This window comes from Rhizobium sp. BK251 (genome assembly GCF_004345245.1).
In the GTDB taxonomy this organism is placed as follows: Bacteria; Pseudomonadota; Alphaproteobacteria; order Rhizobiales; family Rhizobiaceae; genus Rhizobium.
In genome coordinates, this window is the sequence record NZ_SLUQ01000007.1 from 483,990 (window position 1) to 509,912 (window position 25,923).

29 protein-coding genes are annotated in these 25,923 nt (G+C 61.0%); 25 read left to right on the forward strand and 4 right to left on the reverse strand.

Translation table 11 applies throughout. The annotated features are described in order from the left end of the window. The first annotated feature begins 10 nt into the window (after positions 1-10). From EV286_RS20510 to EV286_RS20580, 15 genes are all read left to right on the forward strand, one after another. Positions 11-289, forward strand: coding sequence for a hypothetical protein (locus tag EV286_RS20510; RefSeq protein ID WP_132958999.1), 279 nt, complete (start codon positions 11-13; stop codon positions 287-289). Further along, entirely contained in the window at positions 286-519 is a 234-nt protein-coding gene (locus EV286_RS20515) for a hypothetical protein (protein WP_132959000.1), read from the forward strand. Before EV286_RS20510 ends, EV286_RS20515 begins: the two co-directional genes overlap by 4 nt. Next, positions 509-814, forward strand: a complete 306-nt coding sequence (locus tag EV286_RS20520) for a hypothetical protein (protein ID WP_132959001.1) — start codon at positions 509-511, stop codon at positions 812-814. The genes EV286_RS20515 and EV286_RS20520 overlap by 11 nt, the downstream gene beginning before the upstream one ends. A 7-nt stretch (positions 815-821) precedes the next feature. Continuing rightward, positions 822-1,799 carry a hypothetical protein gene (locus EV286_RS20525; RefSeq protein WP_132959002.1) on the forward strand — a complete coding sequence of 326 codons (978 nt, stop codon included), beginning with the start codon at positions 822-824 and terminating at the stop codon, positions 1,797-1,799. A gap of 192 nt (positions 1,800-1,991) precedes the next feature. Further along, positions 1,992-2,834 carry a phage capsid protein gene (locus tag EV286_RS20530; protein WP_132959003.1) on the forward strand — a complete coding sequence of 281 codons (843 nt, stop codon included), beginning with the start codon at positions 1,992-1,994 and terminating at the stop codon, positions 2,832-2,834. Between the two features lie 12 nt (positions 2,835-2,846). Further along, entirely contained in the window at positions 2,847-3,110 is a 264-nt protein-coding gene (locus EV286_RS20535; RefSeq protein ID WP_132959004.1) for a hypothetical protein, read from the forward strand. 130 nt (positions 3,111-3,240) lie between these two features. Beyond that, the gene (locus EV286_RS20540; RefSeq protein ID WP_132959005.1) at positions 3,241-3,702 is read left to right on the forward strand and encodes a hypothetical protein; all 462 of its coding nucleotides are present in this window, start codon (positions 3,241-3,243) and stop codon (positions 3,700-3,702) included. Continuing rightward, complete coding sequence (locus EV286_RS20545; protein WP_132959006.1) at positions 3,699-3,995, forward strand: hypothetical protein; 297 nt, start codon at positions 3,699-3,701, stop codon at positions 3,993-3,995. The genes EV286_RS20540 and EV286_RS20545 overlap by 4 nt, the downstream gene beginning before the upstream one ends. Beyond that, complete coding sequence (locus EV286_RS20550; protein WP_132959007.1) at positions 3,995-4,615, forward strand: hypothetical protein; 621 nt, start codon at positions 3,995-3,997, stop codon at positions 4,613-4,615. The genes EV286_RS20545 and EV286_RS20550 overlap by 1 nt, the downstream gene beginning before the upstream one ends. Continuing rightward, positions 4,608-7,316 (forward strand): hypothetical protein, encoded by a 2,709-nt coding sequence (locus tag EV286_RS20555; RefSeq protein WP_132959008.1) that lies wholly within the window; start codon positions 4,608-4,610, stop codon positions 7,314-7,316. The genes EV286_RS20550 and EV286_RS20555 overlap by 8 nt, the downstream gene beginning before the upstream one ends. Then, the gene (locus EV286_RS20560) at positions 7,313-7,738 is read left to right on the forward strand and encodes a hypothetical protein (RefSeq protein ID WP_132959009.1); all 426 of its coding nucleotides are present in this window, start codon (positions 7,313-7,315) and stop codon (positions 7,736-7,738) included. Before EV286_RS20555 ends, EV286_RS20560 begins: the two co-directional genes overlap by 4 nt. Continuing rightward, the gene (locus tag EV286_RS20565; protein WP_132959010.1) at positions 7,660-8,142 is read left to right on the forward strand and encodes a hypothetical protein; all 483 of its coding nucleotides are present in this window, start codon (positions 7,660-7,662) and stop codon (positions 8,140-8,142) included. The genes EV286_RS20560 and EV286_RS20565 overlap by 79 nt, the downstream gene beginning before the upstream one ends. 2 nt (positions 8,143-8,144) lie before the next feature. Beyond that, on the forward strand, positions 8,145-10,787 hold the full coding sequence (locus tag EV286_RS20570; RefSeq protein WP_132959011.1) for a hypothetical protein: 2,643 nt from the start codon (positions 8,145-8,147) through the stop codon (positions 10,785-10,787). Positions 10,788-10,822: 35 nt separating this feature from the next. After that, positions 10,823-12,640, forward strand: coding sequence for a hypothetical protein (locus tag EV286_RS20575; RefSeq protein WP_132959012.1), 1,818 nt, complete (start codon positions 10,823-10,825; stop codon positions 12,638-12,640). Then, positions 12,641-15,226, forward strand: coding sequence for a hypothetical protein (locus EV286_RS20580; RefSeq protein WP_132959013.1), 2,586 nt, complete (start codon positions 12,641-12,643; stop codon positions 15,224-15,226). Here the strand turns inward: EV286_RS20580 and EV286_RS20585 are convergent. After that, positions 15,183-15,464, reverse strand: coding sequence for a hypothetical protein (locus EV286_RS20585; protein ID WP_132959014.1), 282 nt, complete (start codon positions 15,462-15,464; stop codon positions 15,183-15,185). The two genes, EV286_RS20580 and EV286_RS20585, sit on opposite strands and share 44 nt — an antisense overlap. A 106-nt stretch (positions 15,465-15,570) precedes the next feature. Between EV286_RS20585 and EV286_RS20590 the strand changes: the two genes are divergently transcribed. Both EV286_RS20590 and EV286_RS20595 read left to right on the forward strand, forming a co-directional pair. Beyond that, positions 15,571-16,878 carry a hypothetical protein gene (locus tag EV286_RS20590; RefSeq protein WP_132959015.1) on the forward strand — a complete coding sequence of 436 codons (1,308 nt, stop codon included), beginning with the start codon at positions 15,571-15,573 and terminating at the stop codon, positions 16,876-16,878. Between the two features lie 4 nt (positions 16,879-16,882). Next, complete coding sequence (locus EV286_RS20595; protein WP_132959016.1) at positions 16,883-18,427, forward strand: glycosyl hydrolase family 28-related protein; 1,545 nt, start codon at positions 16,883-16,885, stop codon at positions 18,425-18,427. Here EV286_RS20595 and EV286_RS20600 read toward each other — a convergent pair. Beyond that, entirely contained in the window at positions 18,424-20,004 is a 1,581-nt protein-coding gene (locus tag EV286_RS20600; protein ID WP_132959017.1) for a glycosyltransferase family 39 protein, read from the reverse strand. The genes EV286_RS20595 and EV286_RS20600 overlap by 4 nt on opposite strands. A 307-nt stretch (positions 20,005-20,311) precedes the next feature. On the opposite strand from EV286_RS20600, the gene EV286_RS20605 reads away from it, so the two are divergent. From EV286_RS20605 to EV286_RS20635, 6 genes are all read left to right on the forward strand, one after another. Further along, on the forward strand, positions 20,312-20,998 hold the full coding sequence (locus EV286_RS20605; protein ID WP_132959018.1) for a lysozyme: 687 nt from the start codon (positions 20,312-20,314) through the stop codon (positions 20,996-20,998). After that, positions 20,995-21,195, forward strand: coding sequence for a hypothetical protein (locus tag EV286_RS20610; protein ID WP_132959019.1), 201 nt, complete (start codon positions 20,995-20,997; stop codon positions 21,193-21,195). Before EV286_RS20605 ends, EV286_RS20610 begins: the two co-directional genes overlap by 4 nt. Position 21,196: 1 nt before the next feature. Further along, positions 21,197-21,511: a hypothetical protein gene (locus EV286_RS20615; RefSeq protein ID WP_207909897.1), complete on the forward strand. Its 315-nt coding sequence runs from the start codon at positions 21,197-21,199 to the stop codon at positions 21,509-21,511. Positions 21,512-21,582: 71 nt separating this feature from the next. Next, positions 21,583-22,029, forward strand: a complete 447-nt coding sequence (locus EV286_RS20625; protein WP_132959021.1) for a hypothetical protein — start codon at positions 21,583-21,585, stop codon at positions 22,027-22,029. Beyond that, positions 22,026-23,258: an SGNH/GDSL hydrolase family protein gene (locus tag EV286_RS20630; RefSeq protein WP_132959022.1), complete on the forward strand. Its 1,233-nt coding sequence runs from the start codon at positions 22,026-22,028 to the stop codon at positions 23,256-23,258. The genes EV286_RS20625 and EV286_RS20630 overlap by 4 nt, the downstream gene beginning before the upstream one ends. Before the next feature lie 65 nt (positions 23,259-23,323). Beyond that, on the forward strand, positions 23,324-23,635 hold the full coding sequence (locus EV286_RS20635; protein ID WP_132959023.1) for a hypothetical protein: 312 nt from the start codon (positions 23,324-23,326) through the stop codon (positions 23,633-23,635). A 206-nt stretch (positions 23,636-23,841) separates the two neighbouring features. Here the strand turns inward: EV286_RS20635 and EV286_RS20640 are convergent, their stop codons facing one another. Further along, positions 23,842-24,195: a hypothetical protein gene (locus EV286_RS20640; RefSeq protein WP_132959024.1), complete on the reverse strand. Its 354-nt coding sequence runs from the start codon at positions 24,193-24,195 to the stop codon at positions 23,842-23,844. Continuing rightward, positions 24,192-24,434, reverse strand: coding sequence for a hypothetical protein (locus tag EV286_RS20645; protein WP_132959025.1), 243 nt, complete (start codon positions 24,432-24,434; stop codon positions 24,192-24,194). The genes EV286_RS20640 and EV286_RS20645 overlap by 4 nt, the downstream gene beginning before the upstream one ends. Positions 24,435-24,782: 348 nt before the next feature. On the opposite strand from EV286_RS20645, the gene EV286_RS20650 reads away from it, so the two are divergent. Continuing rightward, positions 24,783-25,088, forward strand: coding sequence for a hypothetical protein (locus tag EV286_RS20650; protein ID WP_132959026.1), 306 nt, complete (start codon positions 24,783-24,785; stop codon positions 25,086-25,088). A 329-nt stretch (positions 25,089-25,417) separates the two neighbouring features. Next, positions 25,418-25,923: GTP-binding protein (locus EV286_RS20655; protein ID WP_132959027.1), on the forward strand; the 506-nt coding region annotated here is incomplete at its 3' end.

Genomic DNA, 25,923 nt, shown 5'->3' on the forward strand with positions numbered 1-25,923 from the left:
GGAGGCAACTATGTCCTTTACCAAAGTGAAGGTCGACGAGCGGCATGAAAAGCTCATGCTGGCGATCGGCGACACCATCCAGAAGTTCACGCAGCAGACTCCGATGACGCATGACAGCATCGTCGGAGTTCTGGCGTTCTGTGCAGGCGCTGCCATCGGGCAGGCCAAGACCAGAGGCGAGCGCTTCGAGCTCCGCAAGATGGCCGACGCTAACGTGGATTTCGGCACTGAGGCTACCAGCGGGCAGTCGGCATCGAGCCGGTTGATCCTGCCGGAGCATAGCGCATGAGCAATATTGAGAAGCGCATCATCGCGTTGCTGCCATCAGCAAACGACGAGGGCCAAGCCATCCCCTCGGACCTCGTTGGATCGAGGATCCTGGCATTCGGGACATATGGCGACGGCGACCTCGACTTCGAAGGCGGGTTGGTAATCGAATACGAGACCTCGGCAGGCGAATTGAAGAGGGTTGAGCTTGGCTTCACCGAGTTAGGCATGTGGGCACACAATGACCGCTAAGCCAGCCGCCTACGACAAGGAAGTGCTCTACGCCTTCCGGGCGCTCTTCGACGGCAAGGCGAGCGACGGGCAGCAGAAGCGGGCCATGGAATGGCTGCTCTTCAACGCCTGCCACATCGGCACGCTGAGCTACGCTGCCAACGAACGAGACAGCGCCTTCAACGAGGGAGAACGCCACATCGGGCTCCAGATCGCCCGCATGAGAGAGCCTGAGGCCCTGAAGCTGATCGAAGGCCGGTCACGCTCCGAGAAGATGGCTGAGAAAACTGAGGCAGGCCGCAAGGCCAGTGAATGAGGCAATCATGACTGAGGCAATCGCAGACATCAAAGAGGTCGTGGATGACACGGCGAAGGCGGATACACAGAACAATGACGCTGGCGGCGCTGACAAGGACGCTGGCAGCGATAAGGGCACTGAAGGCGGCGAAGGTGGTGACAAGGTAGATACCGGCACCACGGACGCTGACAAGGGCACTGGTGACACTGCCGACAAGGGCGGCGAGGACAAGGGCGCGGCTCTTCCGGACAATTGGCGCGAGCTAGCGGCTGGCGACAACGAGGATCGGCTCAAGCTTCTGAAGCGCTACGGCTCCCTGGATGGAGTCGTGAAGGCGCTGGAAGAGGCACAGAAGACCATCCGCTCCGGCAAGATCAAGCGCGACATGCCTGATCCGAAGGACGAAAAGGCCATGGCCGAATGGCGGAAAGAGCAGGGCATCCCTGCCGATCCGACGGGCTATGTGCTCCCCGAGCCGGTGACCAAGCGCCTGGTCGATGCAGACAAGCCTGTGCTGTCCAGCTTCACCGAGTTCGCCCATGGCAAGAACGCACCTCCGGCCTTCGTCGAGATGGCGGCCGAATGGTACGTGGACATGTCGGAGCGCGCAGCCGAGGCGCAGACCCAGGCGGACACCAAGGCCAGCGAAGAGGCGGAGGACGCCCTGCGCGATGCATGGTCCCGCGACGAATACAAGGGCAACCTGACGCTCGCCAAGCGCTTCATGTCGTCTGCCGGCGATATCGGCGATGCATGGACCGAGGCAAGATTGCCGGACGGGCGTCGCCTTGGGGATATCCCGGGCTTCGTCCAATGGGCATCCGACCAGGGGCGCAACGCCTTTGGTGATGTCGTCTTCTCCTCGAGCGATGCGCAGGAGCGGCACAACAGCCGCCGCGCCGAGATCGAGAAGACCATGAAGACCGACATCGACAAGTACTATTCCGAGGGCATGGACAAGGAATACGCCCAGATCCTCGAGCGAGACGCCAAGCGCAAATAGCGCTGGCTTGATTACCGCCGACACGAAGGCCACCCCGGCAACGGCCCCTGAGTGAAGGCATCCCCCAGACATCGCCAAGCTTGAAAGCCCCGGATGACAGCGGCCACCCCGGTAACGGCCCCGCATGTCCTTCGGCCACCCTCGATTGCTCCGGCCCAAATCCCAACCCTCAAAACCTGAAAGGAGAGCCACATGTCGATTGAAGCGGCATTGACTCAGTACCGGAAAGAGTTTGTGGCGGCTTTTGAGCAGCGGACGAGCCAGCTCAAGGCATCCACCACCAAGGAAAGCGTCATCAACGGGAACACCGCAACGTTCCTCGTCTCTGGTTCCGGCGGCGATACCGCTGTGACCCGCGGCACGAACGGCCAGATCCCGTATGGCAACCCGACCAACTCGCAGCCCGTTGCGACCCTGGTCGAAAAGCATGCGCCCTACGAGCTGACCAACTTCAACATCTTCGCCTCCCAGGGAGATCAGAAGAAGGTCATGCAGATGGCGTCGATGAACGTCATCAACCGTGACATCGACCTGACCATCCTGGCAGAGCTCGCCAATGCGACCAACGACTTCCCGTCGACGGCGCAGACCGCAACGCTCAACATGGTCACCGGTGCGCAGGCCATCCTCGGCAACAATGATGTCGACGTCGAAGACGAAAACAACATGTTCGCCGTCATCTCCCCGGCCTTCCGTGGCTACCTCCTGCAGACGACGGAATTCGCTTCCGGCGACTTCGTGGAGTCCAAGCCGCTGAACGGTCCAGCCCGGAAGTTCTTCCGTTGGGCCGGCATCAACTGGATCGTCTCGAGCCGCATCACCGGCCTCGGTACGGCCGCCGAGATTTGCTACATGTACCACCGCAATGCGATCGGCTACGCCGTGAACGTTGGCGAAGAAAAGATCGCCATCGGCTACGACGAAAAGCAGGACACGTCCTGGTCGCGCGCCACGGTCTACCATGGGGCAAAGCTTCTCCAGAACAACGGCGTCGTGAAGATGACTCACGATGGCTCCGCGTTCGTTGCCACGTAAGGAGACCTGAACATGGCCTACAAATCTGACAACCTTGCCATGGTCATTAACCCGACCAGTGGCGCGCTTCCCCGCCTCTTCATCTACTACAACGAAGATGCGGACAGCAACGCAACCATCATCGGCGCCAGCTTCTTCACGAACGGCGTAACGATGGGCATGCGCAAGGGTGACCTTGTGGATGCGGTGAACGTCGCTACCCCGAAGCACACCCGCTACCAGGTTCTGAGCACGAGCGGCGCTGCCGCCACGGTTCAGGCTGTAGCGGCTGTCTAAACGCGGCAGATCGCGGCTTTCGTGTCGCGATGTTGCCTCCATCGTGACCGGATACGGGCGGCGGCGCTCTCCTGCTGCCGCTCGTTCTCGGTTCTCGTTGGACACTCTCCCACCCATGAATGAGGCAATCATGAAAACCCTTCACCCCACGAAGATGCGCAACACTGCCGAGTATGTGCGCTCGCAGCACCACGTGATCGTCGATGCGGATCACACGCTCGAAGACGTCCTGAAGCCTGGCTATTGGGCTCATCACGCCGAGCGCATCCGGGTCTATGACCTGATCGACGTCATCCACAACGACTTCGACGTCACGCTGCGCGTCACCGGCAAGGGCATCGGCTTCGTCGAGACCCGCATCCTGCGCGCATGGATCTCGGAAGCCGCCGACGCCAATCTCTCCGAAGAGCAGAACGCCGAGGCTGATGCGACCATCCCGGATGGCTATGTCGTCGACCACCACTCCAAGACCGGCTGGCGTGCCCGCCTGAAGGATGGCGGTGTCGAGATCAGCCGGAACCACAAGTCCAAGATCGAAGCCATCAAGGCGGCGCTCGATCATGCGGCCCGCGCTCAGGGTCTCGCAGCATGAGTGGGTGCCGCATCGGCAAGGTCAAGCTGAAGTCGGGCGGCATCCTTCACAAGCTCCCGACTGTCGAGCGGGATGAACCTCAAAAACAATTGGTCGATTGCGCAGCCACGATCTCCGGCTTTCACGAGCCGGGTGAACTCGCGGGCTACGTCGTGTTCGGCTGGGATCGCCAGGGGCTGTCCAGCATTGGATATTTCATCGACAGGCCCGGCTTGGTCGGTGTCCGAATGCTTCCTTCCTTTGTCGCCGACGGGCTCAGGGAGAAAATGATCGAAACAGGGGATTGGGGCTGATGGCTTCCAGGCTGGCAATCTATCAGGGCGCCCTGCGTCTCCTTGGGCCGTCAGAGCTTTCGTCTCTGACCGAGGACATCGTGGTCAAGCGCAAGCTGGATTCCGCGTGGGGTCCATCCGTTGATTTCATGCTGGAGCAGGGCCTCTGGAACTTCGCCATTCGTTCGGTGGCGCTCCAACCGGACGAGGACGTTCAGCCGTTGTTCGGGTTCGACTACGCCTACTCCAAGCCCGATGACTGGGTCCGAACGGCCTCCATCTCGCCCTATGTCGACTACCGAGAGGGCATCAGGGAGTTCGAGGACCAGACCGGCTATTGGTACACCTCGCATACGCCGATCTACGTCCAGTATGTCTCCAACGATCCTGCTTATGGCTGGAACGTCGGCGCATGGCGTCAGAGCTTCTCCAAGGCTCTGGAGACCTATCTGGCGTTCGAGTGCGGGCTACCGATCTCTTCGGACAAGGGCAACCGCAACGACCTCTATACCCTGTTCGAGCAGCGGCTCCAGAACGCCAAGACCAAGGACGCGGTAGACGAGCGTGTCCGCGAGAAGCCCCCGGGCAAGTGGACCCGTTCGAGAAACACCGGCTACCGCGGAGAGCGCTGGCGTGGCTAAGGTCAACACCTATCTCCACGCCTTTTCCACCGGCGTCCATGACTCGACGGCACTGCCGCGCATCGATCTGGAACGCATGCGGCTGGCCGCCGAGATCCAGACGAACCTGCTTTGCCGCGCGACTGGTCCCGGCTTCATGCGCCCAGGTCTTGGCTATCTCACGTCCACGTATACCGACGCCGAGGCGCGCCTGAAGGAGTTTATCTTCGGCGTCTCCGATGCGGCCCTGATGGAGTTCACTAACCAGAACTTCCGGGTCATGGTCAACGACGTCATCGTGACGCGTCCGGCTGTCTCGAGCACGGTAGTCAATGGCGACTTCTCCTCTGCCACCGGCTGGAACACGGCTGGCGTCGGCGGCGGGACGTCCACGATCTCCGGCGGCAAGCTGACCATGAATGCGGTCAACATCGAAGGTATCGCTGTTTGCCTGCGGTCGGTAACTACGTCCACGCCGAACGTCGAGCATGCGCTTCGGATCGTGGTCGAGCGTGGCCCTGTGACGTTCCGATGCGGGTCCACCAGCGGCGGCGACGAATATGTCTCCGAGACGACGCTGCCCACCGGCGTGCATTCGCTGGCCTTCACGCCTACCGGCACGTTCTACGTCCAGTTCACGTCCAAGCTCCGCTATAACAAGATCGTGGACAGCATTCAGATCGAAGCCGCGGGCCCGATGATCCTGCCGACGCCTTGGCTGCTTTCGGACCTCCCGAGCCTTCGCGTGGCCCAATCAGCCGACGTCTGCTTCGTTGCATGCGAGGGCTATCAACAGCGCCGCATCGAGCGCCGTGCGACCCGTTCGTGGTCCGTCGCTCTCTATGTCTCCGACGACGGTCCTTTGCTTCCATCGCCGGACAAGGCGGTGCGCCTGCGTCCTGGCACGCTTGAGGGAAATACAAGCCTCACGTCCAGTTCACCATACTTCACCCCGCAGCACGTCGGGGCGCTGTTCTCGCTGACCCACACCGGTCAGGTGGTCATCCAGTCGCTGGCTCAGGACGACACCTATACGGATACGATCCGGGTCTCCGGCATCTACCGCGCCGGCACGGACAGCGACCGCGACTTCGCATTCACCGTAGCCGGCACATGGTCGGGAACGATTGTCTACCAGCGGTCCTATGACGATCCGGACACCGGCTTCGTGGACGTCGGTACCGTGACCGTCAATGGAACGACCGGCAACAACGACAATGCCGACAACACCGTCTATTACTATCGAGTCGGCTTCGCGCCGGGTGGGTATGTCTCGGGAACGGCCTCCATCACCATCCAGTATTTCGGCGGCGGTGGAACCGGGATCTGCCGGGTGACGGACTATGTCTCGCCGACCCAGGTCAATATCGAGGTCATCACCCCGTTCCTCAATAACCACTGGACGCGCGACTGGCGCCCATCTGAATGGTCAGACGCTTCCGGCTGGCCGTCGGCCGTGGCGCTCTCTGACGGGCGTCTGTGGTGGTCTGGAGCGGATCGCATCTGGGGTTCTGTCTCCGATGCCTTCGCGTCCTTCGACGACACCGTGGAAGGCGACAGCGGCCCTATCTCGCGCTCGATCGCGACCGGCGGGGTGAACAGCACCCAGTGGCTACTCTCGCTCAAGCGGCTTCTGGTGGGCACGGAAGGCGCTATCGCAACGGTGAAGTCCTCATCGCTGGATGAACCGCTGACCCCGACCAACTTCGGCATCAGGGACTCGTCGACGACGGGCGCGGCCGGTGTGGACCCGATCAAGGTCGACATGCGCGGCATCTTCGTGGAGCGGGCAGGGACTGCATTGCTGGAACTCACCTTCAACGGCGAGTCCTCCGACTACATCGCGACGCAGATCAGCAAGCTGACGACCGACCTATTCGGAAGCGGTGTCAAGTCGATCTCCGTCCAGCGCCGGCCGGATACCCGCATCTGGCTCGTCCTCAATGACGGATCATGTGTCTGCATGGTCTACGAGGCCGATCAGGAGGTTCTTGCCTTCATCCCGATCGAGACGGATGGTGACTTCGAGAGCGTGGCGGTCCTGCCGTCGCTCATTCAGGACACAGTCTATTTCGCGATCCGCCGGACGATCAACGGCTCCACGGTGCGCTACATCGAGAAGATGGCCATGGACACCGATGTTCGACCGACCACGCTCTGCAAGGTCATGGACGCTTATACGGCCGGGGTAAACCCGCCTGCCACAAGCGTGGTCCACGTCGGACAGCATCTCACCGGTGCATCTGTCGTGGTCTGGGCGGATGGCCAGCCGGTGGAATCGGCTCCCGGCGTGCCGCTGACCTTCGTCGTCGATGTCGTCGGCAATATCACCTTGCCGGCTCCCGTGACCAACTGGGTGGCCGGCCTTCCATACCGGGCGCGCTACAAGTCGGCTCGGTTGGCCTATGGCGCTCAGGGCGGAACAGCGATGCTGCAGAAGAAGACGGTCGACAACCTCGGCCTGATCCTCACGGATTTCGTCCGCGCCGGCATTCGCTACGGCAAAGCGTTCGATGACCCATATCGGGCGCTCGATCGTCTGCCGATGCACGCCGACGGGAAAGAACAGCCGGCAATCGTGCTCAGCGATATCAGGGATGAGGAAGCCTTTCCATTCCCCGGCGAGTGGGACACGGACTCCCGCGTCTGCATCGAATGCTCCAGCCCATACACCATGACCGCCTTGGGACTGGTGATGGGGATCAACACGAACGAACGATGACGCTTGAGATTGTCCAGGTCGACCCATCGACCATCGCGGCCGTCGAAGGCGTCGATATCAGCATTCCGGCGGTTGCCTATGTCGGCATCGACGAGGGCCAGATCGTCGGTTCGTATGGTCTGGCCTGGGGCGGCGGGAGATGTTGGATCTGGCTTCGTCTTCCAAATGGAAAGCCAAGCTACGCGATCACGGTCATGCGCCGGACGAAGGCGTTGCTCGCCAAGGCATGGCAGTTGGGCGAGACGGAAGTCTACACCCCGCGCGACACTGAATTTGAGACATCCGAACGGCTGCTGACAGTCTTGGGGTTCAAGCTGCACGGCATCGAAAAGGGAATGGAAGTATGGCGGAAATCGCGGCTATCGGCGCGTGGCTCAGCAGCAACATCGGCACCGTTGCCACCGTTGCCGGCACAGCCCTGACGGCAGCCGGTACGCTGGCTGCTGGCAAGGCAGAGAAGACCAATCAGGACTACATCGCCAAGCAGGAAGACCAGAAGGCCAACGAAGAGATGGCCGCGGCCCAGCGCGAGGCCCAACAGAACCGGAAAGAGGCGATCTTCGCCAACTCCCGGGCACAGGCTCTGGCGGCTTCCTCCGGCGGTGGTGCTGGCTCCGATGCTCCGACCATCGTCAAGCTCATGAGCGACACGGCGGGGCAGGGCGAGCTTAACGCGGGCACCACCCTCTATGGCGGTGTGCAGCGCGCAGCGGGGCTCAGGGATAGCGCCAAGGGCCGCAGGGCAGCCGGCAGGGCTTCCTACCTCGGCAGTCAGCTTGGCGCGTTCGGGCAGGTCGCCAGCGGCGTTGGCAAGGCGTTCGGTTGAACATGGCAAGATTACCCACGAAGTTCGATATCAGCCAGCAGCCCTCGGGGCGCTCCGGGCGTCAGATCGCAGAATACGACACGTCCGGCTTTGGCCGTGGTCTGGCAAGTCTCGGCGGGTCTATCTCGGCCCTTGGCGAGGATCTGAAGCGCCAGCAGAACACGGTGGATCTTGCGCGCGCGGAAGCGGCCAAGGCCCAAGGGTTCATCGACGTGGAGAACACATTCTCCAACGATGGCGACTATTCGACGTTCAACCAGCGTGCTCCGAAGCAGACCGGCGATATCGTCGACAAGTCCGCCAACCTGATCCGCGACCCACAGATGCGCGAGCGCTGGAAGCTTGGCGCCCAGACCGATGCGGCCCGGGTCAACGACTCCATTGGAGACAAGGCGCGCTCGCTTGGAAAACAGGCAGAGACCGTGGCGTTCGACGATGCTCTTGAAACCAACCGGCGCATCTATGTGGACCCGAACAGCTCGGAAGCCGCAAGGACGAAGGCACGCGCCGATATCGAGGGCGCTATCGCCACCGGCGAGAAGAGTGGCCTGCTGACGCCAGATCAGGCTTCAGCCCGTCGCGACAAGTTCGTGAGGAACGCAGATTTCAACCGTGCCAAGCTTGAAGCTGAACGCGATCCAAGCCAGTTCAGGCCGGGTAACGTCGTCGATCGTATCGTGGGAGCGGAAAGCGGCGGCAATGCGAACGCCAAGAATCCGAACTCTTCTGCCACCGGAGCGGGTCAGTTCATCGACTCCACGTGGCTGGCGACGGCCAAGGCCCACCGCCCAGATCTGTTCAATGGACGCACGGCAGAGGAGGTTCTCGCGCTTCGGAATGACAAGGCTCTCTCCAAGGAGATGACGGCCTACCTCGCCAACGACAACGCGCAATTCCTCCGCAACCAAGGCATTCAGCCGACCGACGGCGATATCTATCTCGCCCATTTTCTTGGGCCCAGAGGCGCGGCGCAGGTCCTGAAAGCAGACCCCAGCGCTTCGGTCGCAAGCATCGTGGGCCAGGATGCTGTTGACGCCAACCCGTTCCTTAAGGGCATGAGCGCCGCCGACGTGCGGGCATGGTCAAACAAGAAGATGGGTTCCGAGGCCCCAGCCTATTTCAAGAACCTCTCTCCTGAGGAACAGCAGGTCGTATTCAATCAGGCCGAGTCTCGCCAGCGCGAGATGGCCGTCGAGCAGCGCGGCAACATCGAAACGGTCGTCCAGAACGCTCCTACCGCCATCCAGAACACCGGAACCTACAGCGGGGCCATTCCAACCCGCACAGAGTTCATGGACGCCTACGGGGCGCAGGATGGCAACGAGCGATATGACAAGTTCTCGGCCGCTCTGGAGGTAAGCCAGCAGGCATACAACTTCCGAACCATGTCGGCCGACGACATACAGGCCATGGTCAACGAGGCCAAGCCCACATCGAGCGGCAATGACGCTGCACTTCAGGCGGCGCGCTATGACGCCTTGAACAGCGCGGCCACCACCACCCTTGCGGCTCGCCGGGCTGATCCGGCCACCTACACGCAGCAGGCGTTCCCGAATGTCGCCCGGGCTTGGAGCGATGCCGCCAATACGGGCAACTATCAGGCGGCATTGAACGCCACGGCGACCGCCCAGCAGCAGCTCGGCATCACGGACATGAAGCTGCTTCCAAAGGCTGTTGCCGATCAGGCTGTTACGACGTTCAAGAACCCGGAAGCGACGGATGATCAACGGCTTGCGGCGGTCAACTCGCTTGTATTTTCCACGCCTGACCCTACGCAACGCCAGGCCGTCTTCAATCAGTTGGTCGACGCCGGTCTCCCGGCCATGACCGAAGGTGCTGTGGAAGCAGCGGCGCGTGGGGACTCTGGCGCGGCCAATCGTCTGCTGCAGGCCGCATTGACCGACACCGGCAAGCTTCCGATGTCCGGCGACGTCAAGCCAGCCGATATCGACGATCAGCTCTACTCGTCCGTCTGGGCGCCTGGAGCGATCGGCGATGCATCCTATGGCGTGGCCTATGGAGATACGGCAAGCCTTGAGCGTGCGCAGCGCGGCGGCGAACTGATGAAGAAGGCCGTCCAGCTTCGTGTCTCTCAGGGGCAGGATCTGGAGACCGCCGTCGCCGGTGCTTCCAAGGATCTGTTCGGCGACATGAAGGTCTACGACGGCAGCTATGGTGTGAACGCCAACCTTCCGGTCCCAAGCGATACGGATGAAGACACGCTCTACAGCGGGCTGAATTCGGCCAAGACATCGTTCAAGGCCGCACTTGAACTTCAGCGCCAGCGGGTCATCGACGGTTCCAAGGCCGATGTCGCCGATGGCGGCCGCGCCATCATCGATCAGTCCACGCAGAACCGCATTGATGACATCCTTGAAAACGGGGTGTTCGTCGTCTCCGGCGATGGCGTCGGCCTTCGCGATCCATACACCGGCCAGTTCGTACCGGGAGCGGATGGAGTCACTCCGCTGTCGATCCCGCTGCAGACGATCCTAGATCTGGGGACGCAGGTCTCGCATAACACAGGCGGCGCTGCAGCGGGTGGAAGCTTGGAAAACTCGGGGCCATTGGTCATCGACATTCGCGGTGGTGACACCAATCTGCGCGGCCGGCGCGACCAGGACGTGAAGACGTACAAACCATGAGCTTCAGTTTCATTCCGGCTCCGCGCGGCGGGGTAATGACAGACAGCGACCTGGCGGTGTCGGCACTCGATCAGCCGATGTCGCTTGGCTCGACGTTCTGGGATCAGGCCAAGGGCGGGGTTGTCGAAAGCTTCGGCCTTGGTACAGGGATCAGGAACTTCTCCACTCCTGAGGCCGCCCCTCCTGAAGCGGATGGCTGGCTTTCGGAAACGCTGCAATCGATCAACCGCGCGATCGATCCGTCCGTCCTGCTCCGTCGCGCGCTCGGCACGTCCTATGACGGGTCGGCCACGATCACCGAGGACCAGTACAAGCGCTCGCCTTCCTATAGGGCGGACGTTCCATGGTCCGAGGGGATGACGGATGAACGGGCTGCTTCGCTTGCCGAGCAGGACGATATCCGCAAGGTCCGCGACTTCTATGCCCAGAAGCGTCCGATCACGGCCTTCTTCGGCAATCTCGGCGGTCAGGCCATCGACCCGATCAACTACATCCCGATCTTCGGAGAGGTGGTGCAGGCGGCGAACGTCGCGCGCTTCGGCCGCATCGCTGGACGGGCCGTGACGGCGGCAGGGGACGCAGCGGCCAACACGGCGCTTGCCGGCCTCACCACGGCACCGGTCAGGGAACAGCTTGGAGATGACGTCTCCTGGCAGTCGACGGTTTCGCAGATCGCCATGGCCGCGCTCATCGGTGGGGCCTTCGGCGCTGTGCATGGCCGCTTCGGGCGGGCATCGCCTGCGGAACTTAGGGCCGATGCAGAGGCCAAACTCGCCACCTTGGACAATGTCCAATCGTCTCGTGTTGCCCTGAATGACGCATTGGACGGCATGATCCGGGAAGGCGAAGTGAACCTGTCGCGGGCAAGCTCCGGCTATGCCGACAACCTGTCGCGTGAAGTGGGGCGCCTCTCCGAGGCATACGACTCCGTTCGCACCAACCCGACCGGACCGACACGCGATCCGCTGGTTTCGATTACGCCTGACGACATTGACGGCATGATCGTGTCGCGAGGCGCTTTCAGGGATGTGAACGAAGTCGAGTTCAGCAAGCGGGGCTGGGGGCTTGTCAAGGTCATCTGGGGCCACGGTGACAAAAGCAAGGAGCCGCCAGAGTTTCAGGTTTCGAAAGAGGATATCGTGGATCTGCCGAATGTGGTCCGCGATTATGAGCCTTCGTCTGTCAGTGAAGACGGGCTTCGCCGTGAATGGCGCATAGAGCGCAACGGCAGGACGGTTGTCTACGCAGACACGATGATGGGTGATAACGGTCGCCATCTGGTGACGACCTACATCGACAAGCCAAAGGCTGGAAAAGAGGCAAGAGCCTTGTCGGAGAGGAGGCCGCCGGTCTCGCCCGGATCCCGCCCACAGGCTGGTGACCTCGTGGGGGATACTGCCGGGGACCGTTCGATTGGCACCCCCGAAGCCGGGCGAGACGTGCCGGCAGAAGGGAATATAGCGCCTTCCGCCGTATTAGACAACAACGTCGACAAGCCTGTGGCCGCCAACGGTATGCCGGCCGCCGTCACGGAACCAGTCCAGCAGATCGGCGCGACACAGCGCCCCGCTGCGCCGATCGATACCCGCGTTCCTCAAACGCCAGTCGATCCTGCCGTCAACGACGCCGCAAAGCGCGTTGGCAAGCCCGAAGGTTCAAAGGCCCTGGCCGAGCAGTATCGGGTCAATCCGGAGACCGGAGAGTTCCCGGAGATGGCCGACATCGACCAGCTTCGCGCCGAAGGCCGCCTGACGGAAGAAGACATCGCCGCGCTCGACGAGGCGGACGAGACGATCAAGACCGCCAACGCCTATGGCGAAGCCCTGAAATCCTTTGCTTCATGTGTGATCTAGATGGCTGACAACGACTTCGTGCGCTCTTCCTGCTATGCCGCCGCGGCCAATGCGGCCGAGGCTGCTGGCGCCAAGCTGAGCGACCGTGACCTTGCCGCAGCCTACAGACAGGCGGCAGAGGAGAAGGCACGTCTCAAGGCCTCAGGCGTGACGGACAACGTTGCTGACCGGATCAAGGGCATCGCAGAGGCGACTGCCGAGCGGACGCGCATCGCTGCCGCCCTGCAGAAGAAACATGCCGCCCTGAACATCCTCGCCCGCGACCGCCTCGAGCAGACAATCGACGCGTTCCAGAAGGCGGGGCTATCCCCGAGGGACTCGATCCTCGCCGTCATGGAGGGGTCGCAACAGGGGATCGCCGGAGCTCGGGACTCGGTCCATGCCCGCCGTCTCGGCTATGAGGCCCGCTTCGTCGGTGGGATGATGTCAGAGATCCAGAAGAACCGACCGCATCTGGTCAACGTGCTCGCCGACAAGCGTCTCTCCGACGACGTCTTCCGCGAGATGGGCGAGCTTCGTGAAGGTGGGAAGCCCGGTGTAACCGGCAATGACGACGCCAAGTATCTCGCCAGCGTCTTCGCCAAGCACGTCGAAGCCAGCCGGACGGATCTCAACCGCCTTGGCGCATCCATTGGAAAGCTCGATGGCTGGGCAGGGGCCCAGGTCCATGACGACATGAAGATGATGAGGGCCGGCAAGGAAGCGTGGGTGGAACAGGTTTCGCCATTGCTCGATCTGAGCCGAACCTTTCCGGATGCTGTCACCGGCGATGAGGTCCGCGGTATCCTTGGCGATATCTACGACACCATCATCACCGGCGTTCCGAACAAGGCGACGGCCAAGGAGAAGGGCCAGCGGGTCAACCCGGCCAACCTCGCCAAGTCGCTCGGCAAGACTCGCGTGCTGCATTTCAAGGATGCGGAGAGCGCCATCGCCTACCGGGATGCATTCGGCTACGGCAATTCGATCTATGGCATCATGGCCCACCAGCGCAGGGCGGCCAACCTCGCAGCCCAGATGGACATGTTCGGGCCGAACCCGGAAGTCATGTTCAACAGCCTCGTCGAGAGCCAGCGCCGCAAGCTCAGGGATAATCCGGGCCTCTCTCCCGAGGAGAAGGTCAAGGCCATCCAGAAGCTCAATGCCGACGCCGGCCCGCTGCGGAGCGCCTTCGATGTCATGTCCGGCGCGATCTCGCGTCCAGGCAACGTCAACGCGGCCAAGATCAGCAACGACATCAGGGCCGTCCAGAGCATGGCAAAGCTTGGCGGTGCGGTCCTGACGGCCATGCCGACCGACGTGGTTGGCGCGGCGCAGGCATCCATGTTCCGAGGCAATGGCTTTTTCAATGGGATGGTCAAGCAGATCGGCGGCATCCTGAAGGGACGCCCGAAGGCGGAGCAGGCCGAAATCTCCTACCTGTTCGGTGAAGGGTTCGACAGCCTGATTGGAGATGTCCTTTCCCATGGCCTCGCCAATGATGGCCCAGTCGGCAAGATGTCCAAGCTGACGGAGTCGTTCTTCAAGTGGAACGGCCTCAACTGGTGGACGGATGTCGGTCGCTCGGTCGTTGGCCGCACGGTGGCCGCCGAGATGGGCATGAGGGCAGACACGGCCTTCGCTGACCTGCCAGCCAACTATTCTCATGTGCTTGGCCTTCATGGCATCGGTGAACGCCAATGGGAGGCCCTACGGCAGGCGACCCGGCGCGAGGTGAACGGAAACGCCTACATCACGCCGGACGCGATCCGTGAGCTTCCTGACGCCGCTGTGGAGCCGTTGGTTGCCGATCGTCTGGCAAGTGCCAAGACGCCGGAGCGAAGGGTTGAAATCCTCGATCAGGCCAGACGCGATCTGGAGCTCCAGGCGCTGCGCTTCGTGGCCGATGAAACGAACTATGCCATCGTGGAAACAGACGCCGCGGCCCGCCGCATTTCGACACTCGGGACTCGACCGGGAACCTTCGCCGGCGAGGCCGCGCGCTTCGTGATGCAGTTCAAGGGTTTCCCGATCGCCTTCTCCCAGCGCATCCTTGGACGCGCGCTGTTCGGCGGCAAGGGCGCGACCAAGTACGAGCGCATCATGAACAACGCTCCACACCTTGGAGCGCTCATTGGTGGACTGACTGTCGCCGGCTACATGGCTATGACGATGAAGGATCTGGCCAAGGGCTATTGGCCACCACGCGATCCGCTCGACCCGAAGGTCATCACGGCTGCTCTCACGCAGGGCGGGGCGCTCGGCATCTATGGCGACTTCCTCTTCGGAGAGGCCAACCGCTTCGGTTCTGGGGCTCTGGAGACATTCTCTGGCCCATTCATTGGAACGCTGAGCGATATCGTCAATGTGCCGCTGAAAGCCAGGACCGCCTTGGAGAAGGGCGAGCGGCCAAAGATGGCGGGGGATCTGTTGAACCTCGCGCTTCAAAACACGCCGTTCATCAACCTTACCTATGCGCGACCGGCGCTGGACATCCTGTTTCTGAACTCGTTGAGGAACTGGGCAAGCCCCGGCTACACGAACCGGCTGCAGAGGCAGCGGCTCAAAGACTATGGCCAGCGCCCGCTAATGCCATCCACGCTATGAAGGCGGCGCCGACGAGAGCGGCGAGCCACATGAGAAGGGTTGAGGAGACAAGCGCCTTGGCGCCATCCCGGCCGCTGACAATGAAGCCTATCGTGCCGAGAAGCCCGACGATCCAGAGAATTCCTATCGGGAGCTCGAGGCCTCTCGTCCATGGCTCCTTGATCATCAAGCCCCCGACGGCGGCAAAGCCGAGCATGGCGGCAAGGAAAGCGATGAACTGCTGAGTGCTCTTAGTCATCCGGCCTTTGGGTCGCGTGATTGATCTGACTTTCAACACATACGCCAAACCGGAACGCAAAACAAAGGCTCCTTTCGAGGGGCCTTTCTCTTTTTGAGGAGAATTTATGACCTCGATCAAGATCGACCGCTTGGATGGCCTATCATCCGCGGCGGCAATCAAGGGGCCGTGCCTCGTCGCCACGACCGGCAATATCACGCTCTACGGCGAACAGACCATTGACGGTGTCGCCGTCGTCACCGGCAACCGTGTTCTGGTCAAGGATCAGACGGCCGCCTACGAGAACGGTATTTATGTCTGCGACACCGGCCAATGGCGCCGGACCAAGGATTTCAACCGCACGGATGACGTCGTCGAAGGAACGCAGCTTCTCGTCACCGACGGGGCGACTTACACGCGCAGCCTGTGGTGCGTCGTCTCAAGCAATCCGATCGTCGTCGGGACCGACTCCATCAGCTTCTCGCAGACCATTGTCAGCGCCGCCGAGATCGAAGCCGCAACCGCAGCCGCAATCGCTGCAGCCGAAGCCGCCGCAGCCTATGCCGACTTCGCCCGAAACAACTGGGCCATCGCCGCCCGGCTCACCGGAACCGGTGTGCAGACGGACTATACGCTTCTCGTAGACCCCGGCTCAGAAAACAACATGTTCGTGACGGTCGGCGGAGTCGATCAGGTACCAGGTGGCGATAGTCCCCCATTCCAGTTGGTCTACATCGCCGGAACCCCGTGCATCAGGATAACGATCCCGTCCGGGATTACCGGCGCCGTCAGGGTCAGCAACGCGATCAACGTGCTGACACCGTCGGACGGCAGTGTCACCAATCCAAAGCTGGCCAGCGGCGCGGTGACCTACGACAAGATGCAGGACATCAGCGCGACACTTCGGCTTCTCGGCCGCAAGACGGCGGGCGCAGGTGACCCTGAGGAAATCAGCGCGGCAGAGCTCCGCGACTTGTTCCTGCCCGCCGGTGCAGTCGTCGACAGTATCACTGGAAGCTACACCGCCAACACGACGCTAACCACCCAGATCCCCGCAGACAACACGATCCCGCAGATCGGCGAGGGAACGCAGCTCATCTCCGTCTCAATCACCCCGAAGACGATCACGAACAAGATCCGCATCCGATACGACGGTTGGGGCTCCGTGGCTGCCGCCACCAACATCATCTCTGCGATCTTCAACGGAAACGCCAACGCGATCCACGCGGCCATGGTCGTTGGCGCCGCCGCGAGCGCTCGCATCCCGGTCTGCGGCAGCGTCGAATACACCCCCGGTGTCCTGACCGCACAGACCATCTCGCTGCGGGTCGGGCCGAGTTCGGCTGTCAACATCTCAATGAATGGCGACGTCGCTACTCCTCTGTTTGGCGGCGTCTCCGGCGTCCGTCTCATCGTCGAAGAAATAAAGGCCTGACCCCATGGTAACCAAAGTTTCTGAGGCGATGCTCGACATCCTGGGCGACAGTGACCTTTCGCGCGCCTACGTGATCGCCAATTTCCATCCATCGGTGGGGCCCGATCTCATCGAGACGAACGGCTACTATGCCCAGGGCGATAGCGGCGGCGCGGCCTATAGAAAGGTCGGCAGCCAGCCGACCCACCCGGGAAAGCTCTCGATCACGCTCTCCGACGGCTCGACGGTTGTCTGGTACGAGCTATCCACCCGTCGGGTGAACATCCGCGCGCTCGGCGCCGTTGGCGATGGCACCGCTGATGACAGCGTCTCGCTCCAAGCCGCTGTGGACACCGCCAAGGCGCTCGGTCTGCCGATCTACATTCCCGATGGGAATTTCAAGGTCACGGCCACGACTACGATTGTCGACTTCTCCTTCATCCTTGAAGGGGATGGACCCGGCAAGTCGGTGATCTTCTCGTCCGACCTGAATGCCCCGATCTTCGAGATCCAGGTCAATGCCGCCACGATCGAGCGGTGCCGTGTCGACAACATGACGATGCGTGCTGCTTGGTCGAACCTCGCATTGACCTACACGAGCTGCTGCGCGTTCCTGGTGACGGGAAACAACACCACGTATTTCCAGTGGAATTCGTTCACCAACCTGCAGATGGAAGGGTTCTATTCCTGGTTCTGCGTGACGAAGGTGGCCCGGACGACCGCTTTCGGTCTAGAATGCAATGTCGCGTGGACGTCCTTCGAGAACATCACGATCCGCGGCTACAACAACCCGGCGATTTCCGGATGGAAGTTCGATACAGGGTCAGGAACGGGCAACGCCTATTACAACATCAGCGGCGGCATTGGCGGCAATGTCAACGGCACGCCCACGCCTGGCGCCGTGTTCCAGTTCTCTGGTTCCGGTCATGTGGTCGGCGACATCGTGGTTGATGGCGGTCATTTCGGCGGGACCACAGGATCTGTCATCATCGGTATCGGCCCGAACACGGTCTATCGCCAGCGCATCTGCATTAGCAACGTACAGGCCGACGCCGGCATCGATTACTATTTCGGAGCGTCAAGCACCGGATCCATCGGCTACACCAACATCAAACTGATCAACTGCAACATCGGCGGCGGTGCCAAGATTGGCGGAATTCCTCCAATCCGAAACAGCCAGATCTACGATCAGGAGGCATCGGAGTGGCGCGCCGGCCGGCTCATCACGACGAACGCGACGGGTGCACAGGGCTTCAGTCTGTTCTCGCTGACCCTAGTTGCCAATGCGTCTGCGGTCGTCGAATTCGACGTGGTCGGTGTCTCAGGCGGTATCTCCGGCTGCGCGATCTCGACCAAGTACCTGATCCGTGCTGGGCCGAGCAGCATTGCCGAAATCATCCAGATGTCGGGCGCCACATCGCCGTCGGGCTCACCGCCGATAACGCATTCTGTCACGCCGTCCGGCCTTGCGGTGACGTTCGGTGCATCATTCTCTCCGAGCGGAGCGGGGAGTTATATCGATGGTCAGATATGCGCGAAGGGAGGGCCGTTCGTTATCGACCGCCTCTAGCACGCGTTGCGGATAAACAAGGTCGGTGGGTCGCTGGCATTGATAGGATGCTCGGTCCACCGGCTGTCGCTGCGGAGTAGCTGCAGCATTTCGTCATGCAGCTTTGGCCCCGGAAGGTTTTGACCGAGGCCTTCTTTCAGGCCTGCTTGGTTCGGCGCCAGGATGAAGTTGGATTTCGCTATAGATGCCCGAGCTTCATCCATGGTGCGGACCACGTAGAGATAATTCTTGTCGATGTTGTTGCCGTACTTCTGAGCCTGATCGAGCAGCACAGCCTCTTGCGTTATCGGGTAGGGCGAAATCGTTCCCCACAATGGAACCGGGTTACCGCAGAGTGGCGCGCTCTTCACGCCGTCAGCCACCAGGGCTGATATCTGCGCCATCATTTCGTTTACGCCGGGCCTGCCCCTGCTGTCCTGAAATGTCGTGCTGGCGGGCATGAAGAGGACGGCAAGCGCGAGGAGCGCGGCGGACACCGTGGCCGACAGGCGGACGTCAAACGTCCCGACCCCACGCGACAGCGCCACCGTGACGGCCACCAGGAATGGGAAGAAAAAGAAGCTGCTCTGGTAAAGCGATTTGAAGTTGGTCGACGACATGCCGATGTAGATCACCACGCACCAGAGATAGTAGGCGAGGGCCGGCAGGCTCTCTTTGATCGCACGGCGCCTCACCAGCGTGACGACGATATCGACCACGATAAGAAACAGGCCGACGGGAGCGAAATGGCTTAGTCCTAATTCCCCGCCGGTCTCGCCCATGAAATTGAAATTCCAATGATAAGCGGCAGTCCCCGGAGTGTCCCATATGTCGGCGTTGGTGACTATCGCGGCCTTGACGTAGGAATACGTCATCCATCCCCAGTGGATAGTCAACGGTATCATCAGGGCGACGACAATGCCGATCACCAGAAGAGCGCTTGGCCGCGCCAGCTTATAGGACCGAAGAGACGCGAGAGCCGCGCCAAGAACGCCAGCAAAACCGAGCATCCCAATCGAGATGATGAACGCGCTTGGCTTCCATGCGATGGCGAGGACCGCGAACAGCGCGAGGAGCACGGCCCGCTTATAGTTCTGGTCGTCGTATCTGAAATTGATCAGCCAGTATCCGGCGAGTGCAAAGGCTGCGCCGGCAGCCATGTCTGGGCGCAGTTCAGTGATGATGGCCCCGGTAACGGGCGCAAACATCATGAGCGCTGCGATCGCCAGGGCGACATATGGTGCGGTGATCTTTCTGGCTACCAGATAGACACCGACGCAGAAGACCGCGAGCCCGAAGATGTTGGCGACATACGGGCCGTAGTTGTGCGTGCCAGACAGCCAGAAGCCAACCACGACGATCAGCGCCTCCACTGGGGCATGTGGGGGGCTGTAGTAGAACGAGCGAATGATCGAAAGCGGACCGTGGACGCCCTCGAAAGCTACGCGCCGATAGCCGTCCAGCAGGTAGCCGACATCGTCGTAAATCGGCGGCATTGACAGGGCGCCGTAGTCTACCGCTTTCATGATGTTGAGAATCGTGAATGTGACTATGATGGCGACCAGCCCCGCCATGATACGAAATTGCTTGTCTGTCATGCGCCCCGACGTCCGTTAATGCGATGTATCTCATAGGTGGCAAGCAAACATCTTGCAAGCGACCGTGGCCTCTGGCTATAAGGGATGCAGTCAAACGCGGGGATAGGCATGGTAGCCGAGAGAATTGCATACGGGTTCATCATCGTTGCGGCGCTGATCCTGCTCACGGTGTTTTTCGCCGGGCAGATCTATATACCCTATGAAAATCTCCCTGCGTCGTTCTAGCGGCGCACTGACAACCTAGACATTCGAAAGGCTCGCTTCGGCGGGCCTTTTTCGTTTCCGCACCAAATCAAGGGAAAATCAAATGAAGACGAGCACCGAAGGGCTGATTGCCCTGATCGGCCATGAAGGCATTGTCTTGTCCCGCTACAAGGATTCGGTTGGCGTCTGGACGATCGGGGTAGGACACACGAAGGCGGCGGGCGGTATCAACCCGGAACTCTTCGCCGGGACTCTCTCGCTTCAGCAGGCAATCGATCTTCTCCGGACGGACATCGTCAAATACGAGGACGCCGTCAACAAGGCGGTGAAGGTCCCGCTGACGCAATACGAGTTCGATGCGCTCGTTTCTTTCCACTACAACACTGGCGCCATCGCCTCGGCAACTCTGACGAAGACGTTGAACTCCGGCGACAAGGTGAACGCTGGCAAGCAGTTCATGAATTGGGTGAAGCCGCCCGAGATCAAGAGCCGGCGCCAGGCTGAAAGAACACTCTTCCTCACCGGGAAATACCCGCCGCCGCTGGCAACCATCTATCCCGCCGACAAGAGCGGAAAGGTTCAGTGGGGGAAGGGCGCTCGCGTCAACGTCCGTGACCTCCTGAATGCAGGCAACATCGCAACGCCTCCGCTCGATAAGCCTCCCGCGCCTCCGGCGCCCCCGCCAGCCATGCCACCGCAGCCAACCCCCGAACCGGCGGCGCCTTCCGGCAATTGGCTGAGCATCATTCTCTCCGCAATCGCCGCCGCCTTCTCGAGGAAACAATCATGACCGTATGGATTCGGATAGCCTTATACATCTTCGCCGGTTGGCTGGCGTCGTCCGGCATCATTGGCGACGAGGTGAAGGGGATCATCACCACGGACCCGACCGTCGCCGATACCATCAATCTCGCCGTATCGGCCGCCATAGCCTCCGGGTCCGTCCTGTGGTGGAAGCTGGCCAAACGCATGGGCTGGAAGACCTGACATGCTCGGCCTGGGTTTCTTCGACGCCTTCAAGATTGGCGCAGGAGTGGCGCTAGGCGCGTCTCTGGCCTTCTACCCCGCCAAACTCATCGGACGCTCTGAGGGGCGCGCAGAGGCTGTTGCTGCGGCCCTTTCGAAATCGGTTGAAGTCCTTCGCGAAAGGAACGCGATCAATGACAAGGTTTCTGCTTCTGATGCTGCCGCTCTGTGCGCTGATTTCTTCGTGCCAGACAGTGAAGAATACCGCGAGTGTCTGCGACGGGTGGCAGAAGCTGACACCCAGGCCGGCGACGGCGGCAACCATCATCCAGACTGATCGGCCATTCGCCAACCAGATCGCAAGCCACAACCGCTTCGGTGCCTCTCAAGCCTGCTGGAACTAAGACTATGCTCATCGGCCTGTCCAACTCCCTATGTCAGTTCCAGCGAAGCGGGGCGACTGACCCCAACCTGCTCGCTGGGCTGTCATGGCAGGCCGGTAGCAACACCACGCTTTCTATCGTTGGCAACGTGGCGCGCGGAGCCGCGATAGGGACGAACAACCCGCGCGTCCTCAAGGGGCCGGTGGCGCTGCTGGCCGGTGTCACCTACCGATACCGCGGGGACGTGAAGATCGGGACGACTCCCGCCGGCGCCCGGTTCCGGATTTCGCAAAGCCCCGATCTAGCCTCGGATCATTTTGTCGATCTCACGTTCAGTTCCGATACGAGCTACGACGCCACGTTCTCACTCATCTCGCCGACGGATGCATATGTCGGTGTTGTCGGCGTGGGGAACTCGGACGGGCAGTGGATCGGGATCGCGACGGATTTCTCTCTGGTGAGGGTGTCATGATCGGTCTAAGCCTCAGCATCACGCCGCGGGGGGGCGCATCTCTCCCTCCATGGTTCCCGCTCAACCGCAAGATTGCCTATATCGGGGACAGCATTCCAAACGGCTCTGCGGCGTCCAACAGCATCTATGCCTTTCCGAACCAGTCGAACATACACGCTGGGCTTCTGCACAACCCGATTTCGCTGAACGTCGTCAAGGGAACGCCGGGGGATACCTCGGCCGGCGGACTCGCTCGGTTCTCGACGGACATCGCAGCCACCAACCCGGCAGTCGTGGTGATCCTCTTCGGCGCCAATGACGCCAACATGGCGAACGCTGTCCCGGCTGCTACCTACGGCGCCAACCTTGCCGGGATGATCGCTCTCGCGCCCGGAAAGCAGATCGTAGTCGTCACGCCGCCGCCACGCGCCTCTGGTGCCACAGACGCGGCCACGATCAACGCTCGCATTGTCCAGTACCGCCAGTGGATACTGGATAACGCCGCCACCCTCGGCTATCGCGTTGCAGACGCCTATACAGCCCTACAGACGAGCGGTTCACTCAACCCGACCTATGACAGCGGCGACGGCCTGCACCCGAACGACGAGGGCCACCAGAAGATTGCGCGCCTCGTCGGCGCCCAGATCAAGGCCAGCCAGATCGCACGGACGTCTCTTGTCGCCGCGCTCAATGCCAGCAACCTCATTCCGAACGGCCTGATGGCTGGAACGCTCGGAGCAGGTAGCCCGACAGGCTGGATCAACGGCACGCCGGTAACCTCTGGCACAGCTCCGACGCTCACCAAGATAGCCTCTCCGAACGACGCCTTCACCAGTTCAGGGCAGGGATACCGGGTAGACTGCACAGCAGCCGCCACGACGTCCATCAGGCGCACGAACGGCACGATCGGCTCAGGATTCACGGCAGGGGACAAACTGCTCGTGGTGGGCAAGCTGAGGGCCAATCCTGGAGCTCTGGATTGGGATGATCTCTGCGTCGATCAGAAGACCGCGCGAGCTTCCGTGCAATTCACCAATGGCAGCACAGGTGCGGATCTCGTCGCTATCACCCGCTCAGGCGCAATCGATCAGGAATTCGCCATGAGCTACACCGTGGCCGGCGGCATCACCCAGATCTGCCACCAGATCAGGCTTGACCTTCCGAGCGGCGCCCAGGCCTCCGTGGACGCCTTCGAGTGGGGCATGTTCAATCTGACGGCCCTTGGGCTGGCCAGCAGCATTCTCGTTTAAAAGCATATCCTGAACGACCAACGGACGAACCGCGGGCTTATGGCATTTCCATTGAAAGCAGATAGATGACTCCACAGAGCGAAGCAGAAGCTATGGATATGCGTCCCCGCATGGTCAGCGCAGAGCACCAGTTAGGCAATCACGAGCACAGGATTGTTGCGCTCGAATCCTGGCAGCGACAGAGCGAGATCCACGACGCCAAGAAAGAGGAACAGCTCAAGAGCATGGAGGCGCTATTCAACATGCGGTTCACTGCCGTGGAGGACAAGCTGTCATCGATCGGCGGCACGATGACATGGATCATGCGGCTGGTGATCGGCGGCCTGCTTATGGGCGTCATCGCCTTCGCCATTAAAGGGGGCTTCTACGTCCCTTAATCATCGCGACCTGCTCAGGGGTCCACTGTTCCCCACGCCAGAATTCTTCATCTTCGCTTAATGGACCAGTCGGGCCATGAGGCACCGCCGCCGGTATCTTTAAGCTCTCGCCCGGCTTGAGAACGTGCGTGCGCCCGTCGTGCGGAGTGACGAACGTCACATCGTAACTGCCGTTGTTGGTGAGCAGGAATTCTCTCTTCGTGAGGTTACGCATTGGTGCTTTCCTTGAGGGCACTAAGGCGCTTCAGCGCGTCCCGCGACACCGGCGTCTCACCATACCGCCAGAACTGCCAGAAACGCCGCGGCTTGTAGTCGATGCTCAGCAGGAGTTTGGCAAAAGCTTCCTCAAGCTCCTCTTTGCTGGCGTAGAATCCTCTCCAGTACGTCGTTCTACCAGTTCGAAATTCAAAGCTGTATGCGGTCTTGTGCGTCTTCAGAAAACCATAGGATAGATTATTTCTAGCCATTTCCGAATCCCACCCAAGATTATTATCTGTCGCCTTCAACCTACGCGGACTTCCGAGCAGGTCACCGATCAGACTTCCGAAGATCTCGCTCATTCACCGTCCTTTCCATAATGCCCGAACAGCATCTTACCCGATTTCTCTCCGCATGACGTGCATTTCAACCGGCTTTCCACGGTAGTCACAAGTGCGTGGTGCAGTGACGGCGGCAGGCTGTGCTTGTCAAATTCTCGTCTCTCCCCGCAGGCCTTGCACTCCACCAGGATAACCACATGGGCAGGGCATACGTTCATGTAGCCGGGGGACCAGTTCTGTATCTGGATGAAGGTGCGCATGCCCTATCCTTGGCTCTCGAACCGTGAACGTCAATAGAACATCGCGTGTCGTCTCCCCATGTTCCGAGATGAACGCCACAGAAACAGAGTGACACGACGGCATAGAAACCACTCAGCAATCTGGTAGCCTTCCAAGCTGAATACGCGGGTTCGATTCCCGCTACCCGCTCCAAGACTTTCAAGCAGCACAATTCCACGTATCGATTGGGCAAGCCAATCCTTGGCCCCGATCGGTTCCACGTGCGTGCCACGGACGTCTTTCCCCTGCCGAGAAATTAAGCGTTCACTAAAATTTGGTTTGAGTGCCGCTCTCACCACTGCTTAAGTAGCCCTCATTGGGGGAATTCCGTGAAGAACTTGATTTTAGCAGCTGCGTTTTTGCTCCCGTCGGCGGTCCTTGCCGCCCAGGCCGTGGAAGTCGATGCCCGCGCCCTCACGTGCAACCAGATTGTGCAAACCATTCGCCAGCACAAGGCGGTGTTTGTCCGCACCGGCTTCGGCGGCCGCAGCTTCCGCTATCCGCCGTCCCGCTGTAGCCTGGGGGACAGGCGCGTCACCGTCAGTTTGCAGGACATCAACCGAAAGCGATGCACTCTCGATTACGCATGCGTTGGCGATCCGAATTCGATTTACAACATGTCCACCCATCCGTAGGACGATGGCTGCGATTGTAACGGCAGCAAAGTAGTCTCCCAATCGCTTTGCATCTTGTGGCGGTTCGGTGTCTTTCATCCCGAACGTCGACCCTGTCTTTCAGCGGTGAAGTAACAGCACGCCAGCAACTGGTGGTATCTTCTTTTCGGGACTATGCTTCGCTCCGCCTTTTGTCGGGCAGGCCGTCGATACCGGCTGATTTCCCGCAGGTATTCGCCCGCAAGGAAGGTCCGCATTTTGGTCTTGCGCAAAAGCCCGTAAAGCCTTAAACGGCGGCACTAAACCGGTACGCCGGGGTCACCCATCTTACGTTCACAGGAAGCATTCAAATGGCAAAGAGTAAGTTTGAGCGCAACAAGCCGCACGTCAACATCGGCACGATCGGGCACGTTGACCACGGCAAGACGTCTCTGACGGCAGCGATCACGAAGTACTTCGGCGAATACAAGGCGTATGACCAGATCGACGCCGCCCCTGAAGAAAAGGCGCGCGGCATCACGATCTCGACGGCGCACGTCGAATACGAGACGCCGGCCCGCCACTATGCGCACGTCGACTGCCCCGGCCACGCCGACTACGTCAAGAACATGATCACCGGTGCCGCGCAGATGGACGGCGCGATTCTGGTGTGCTCGGCCGCCGACGGCCCGATGCCGCAGACCCGCGAGCACATCCTGCTGGCCCGCCAGGTCGGCGTTCCCGCGATCGTCGTGTTCCTCAACAAGGTCGACCAGGTCGACGACGCCGAGCTTCTCGAGCTCGTCGAGCTGGAAGTGCGCGAACTGCTGTCGTCCTACGACTTCCCGGGCGACGACATTCCGGTCATCAAGGGCTC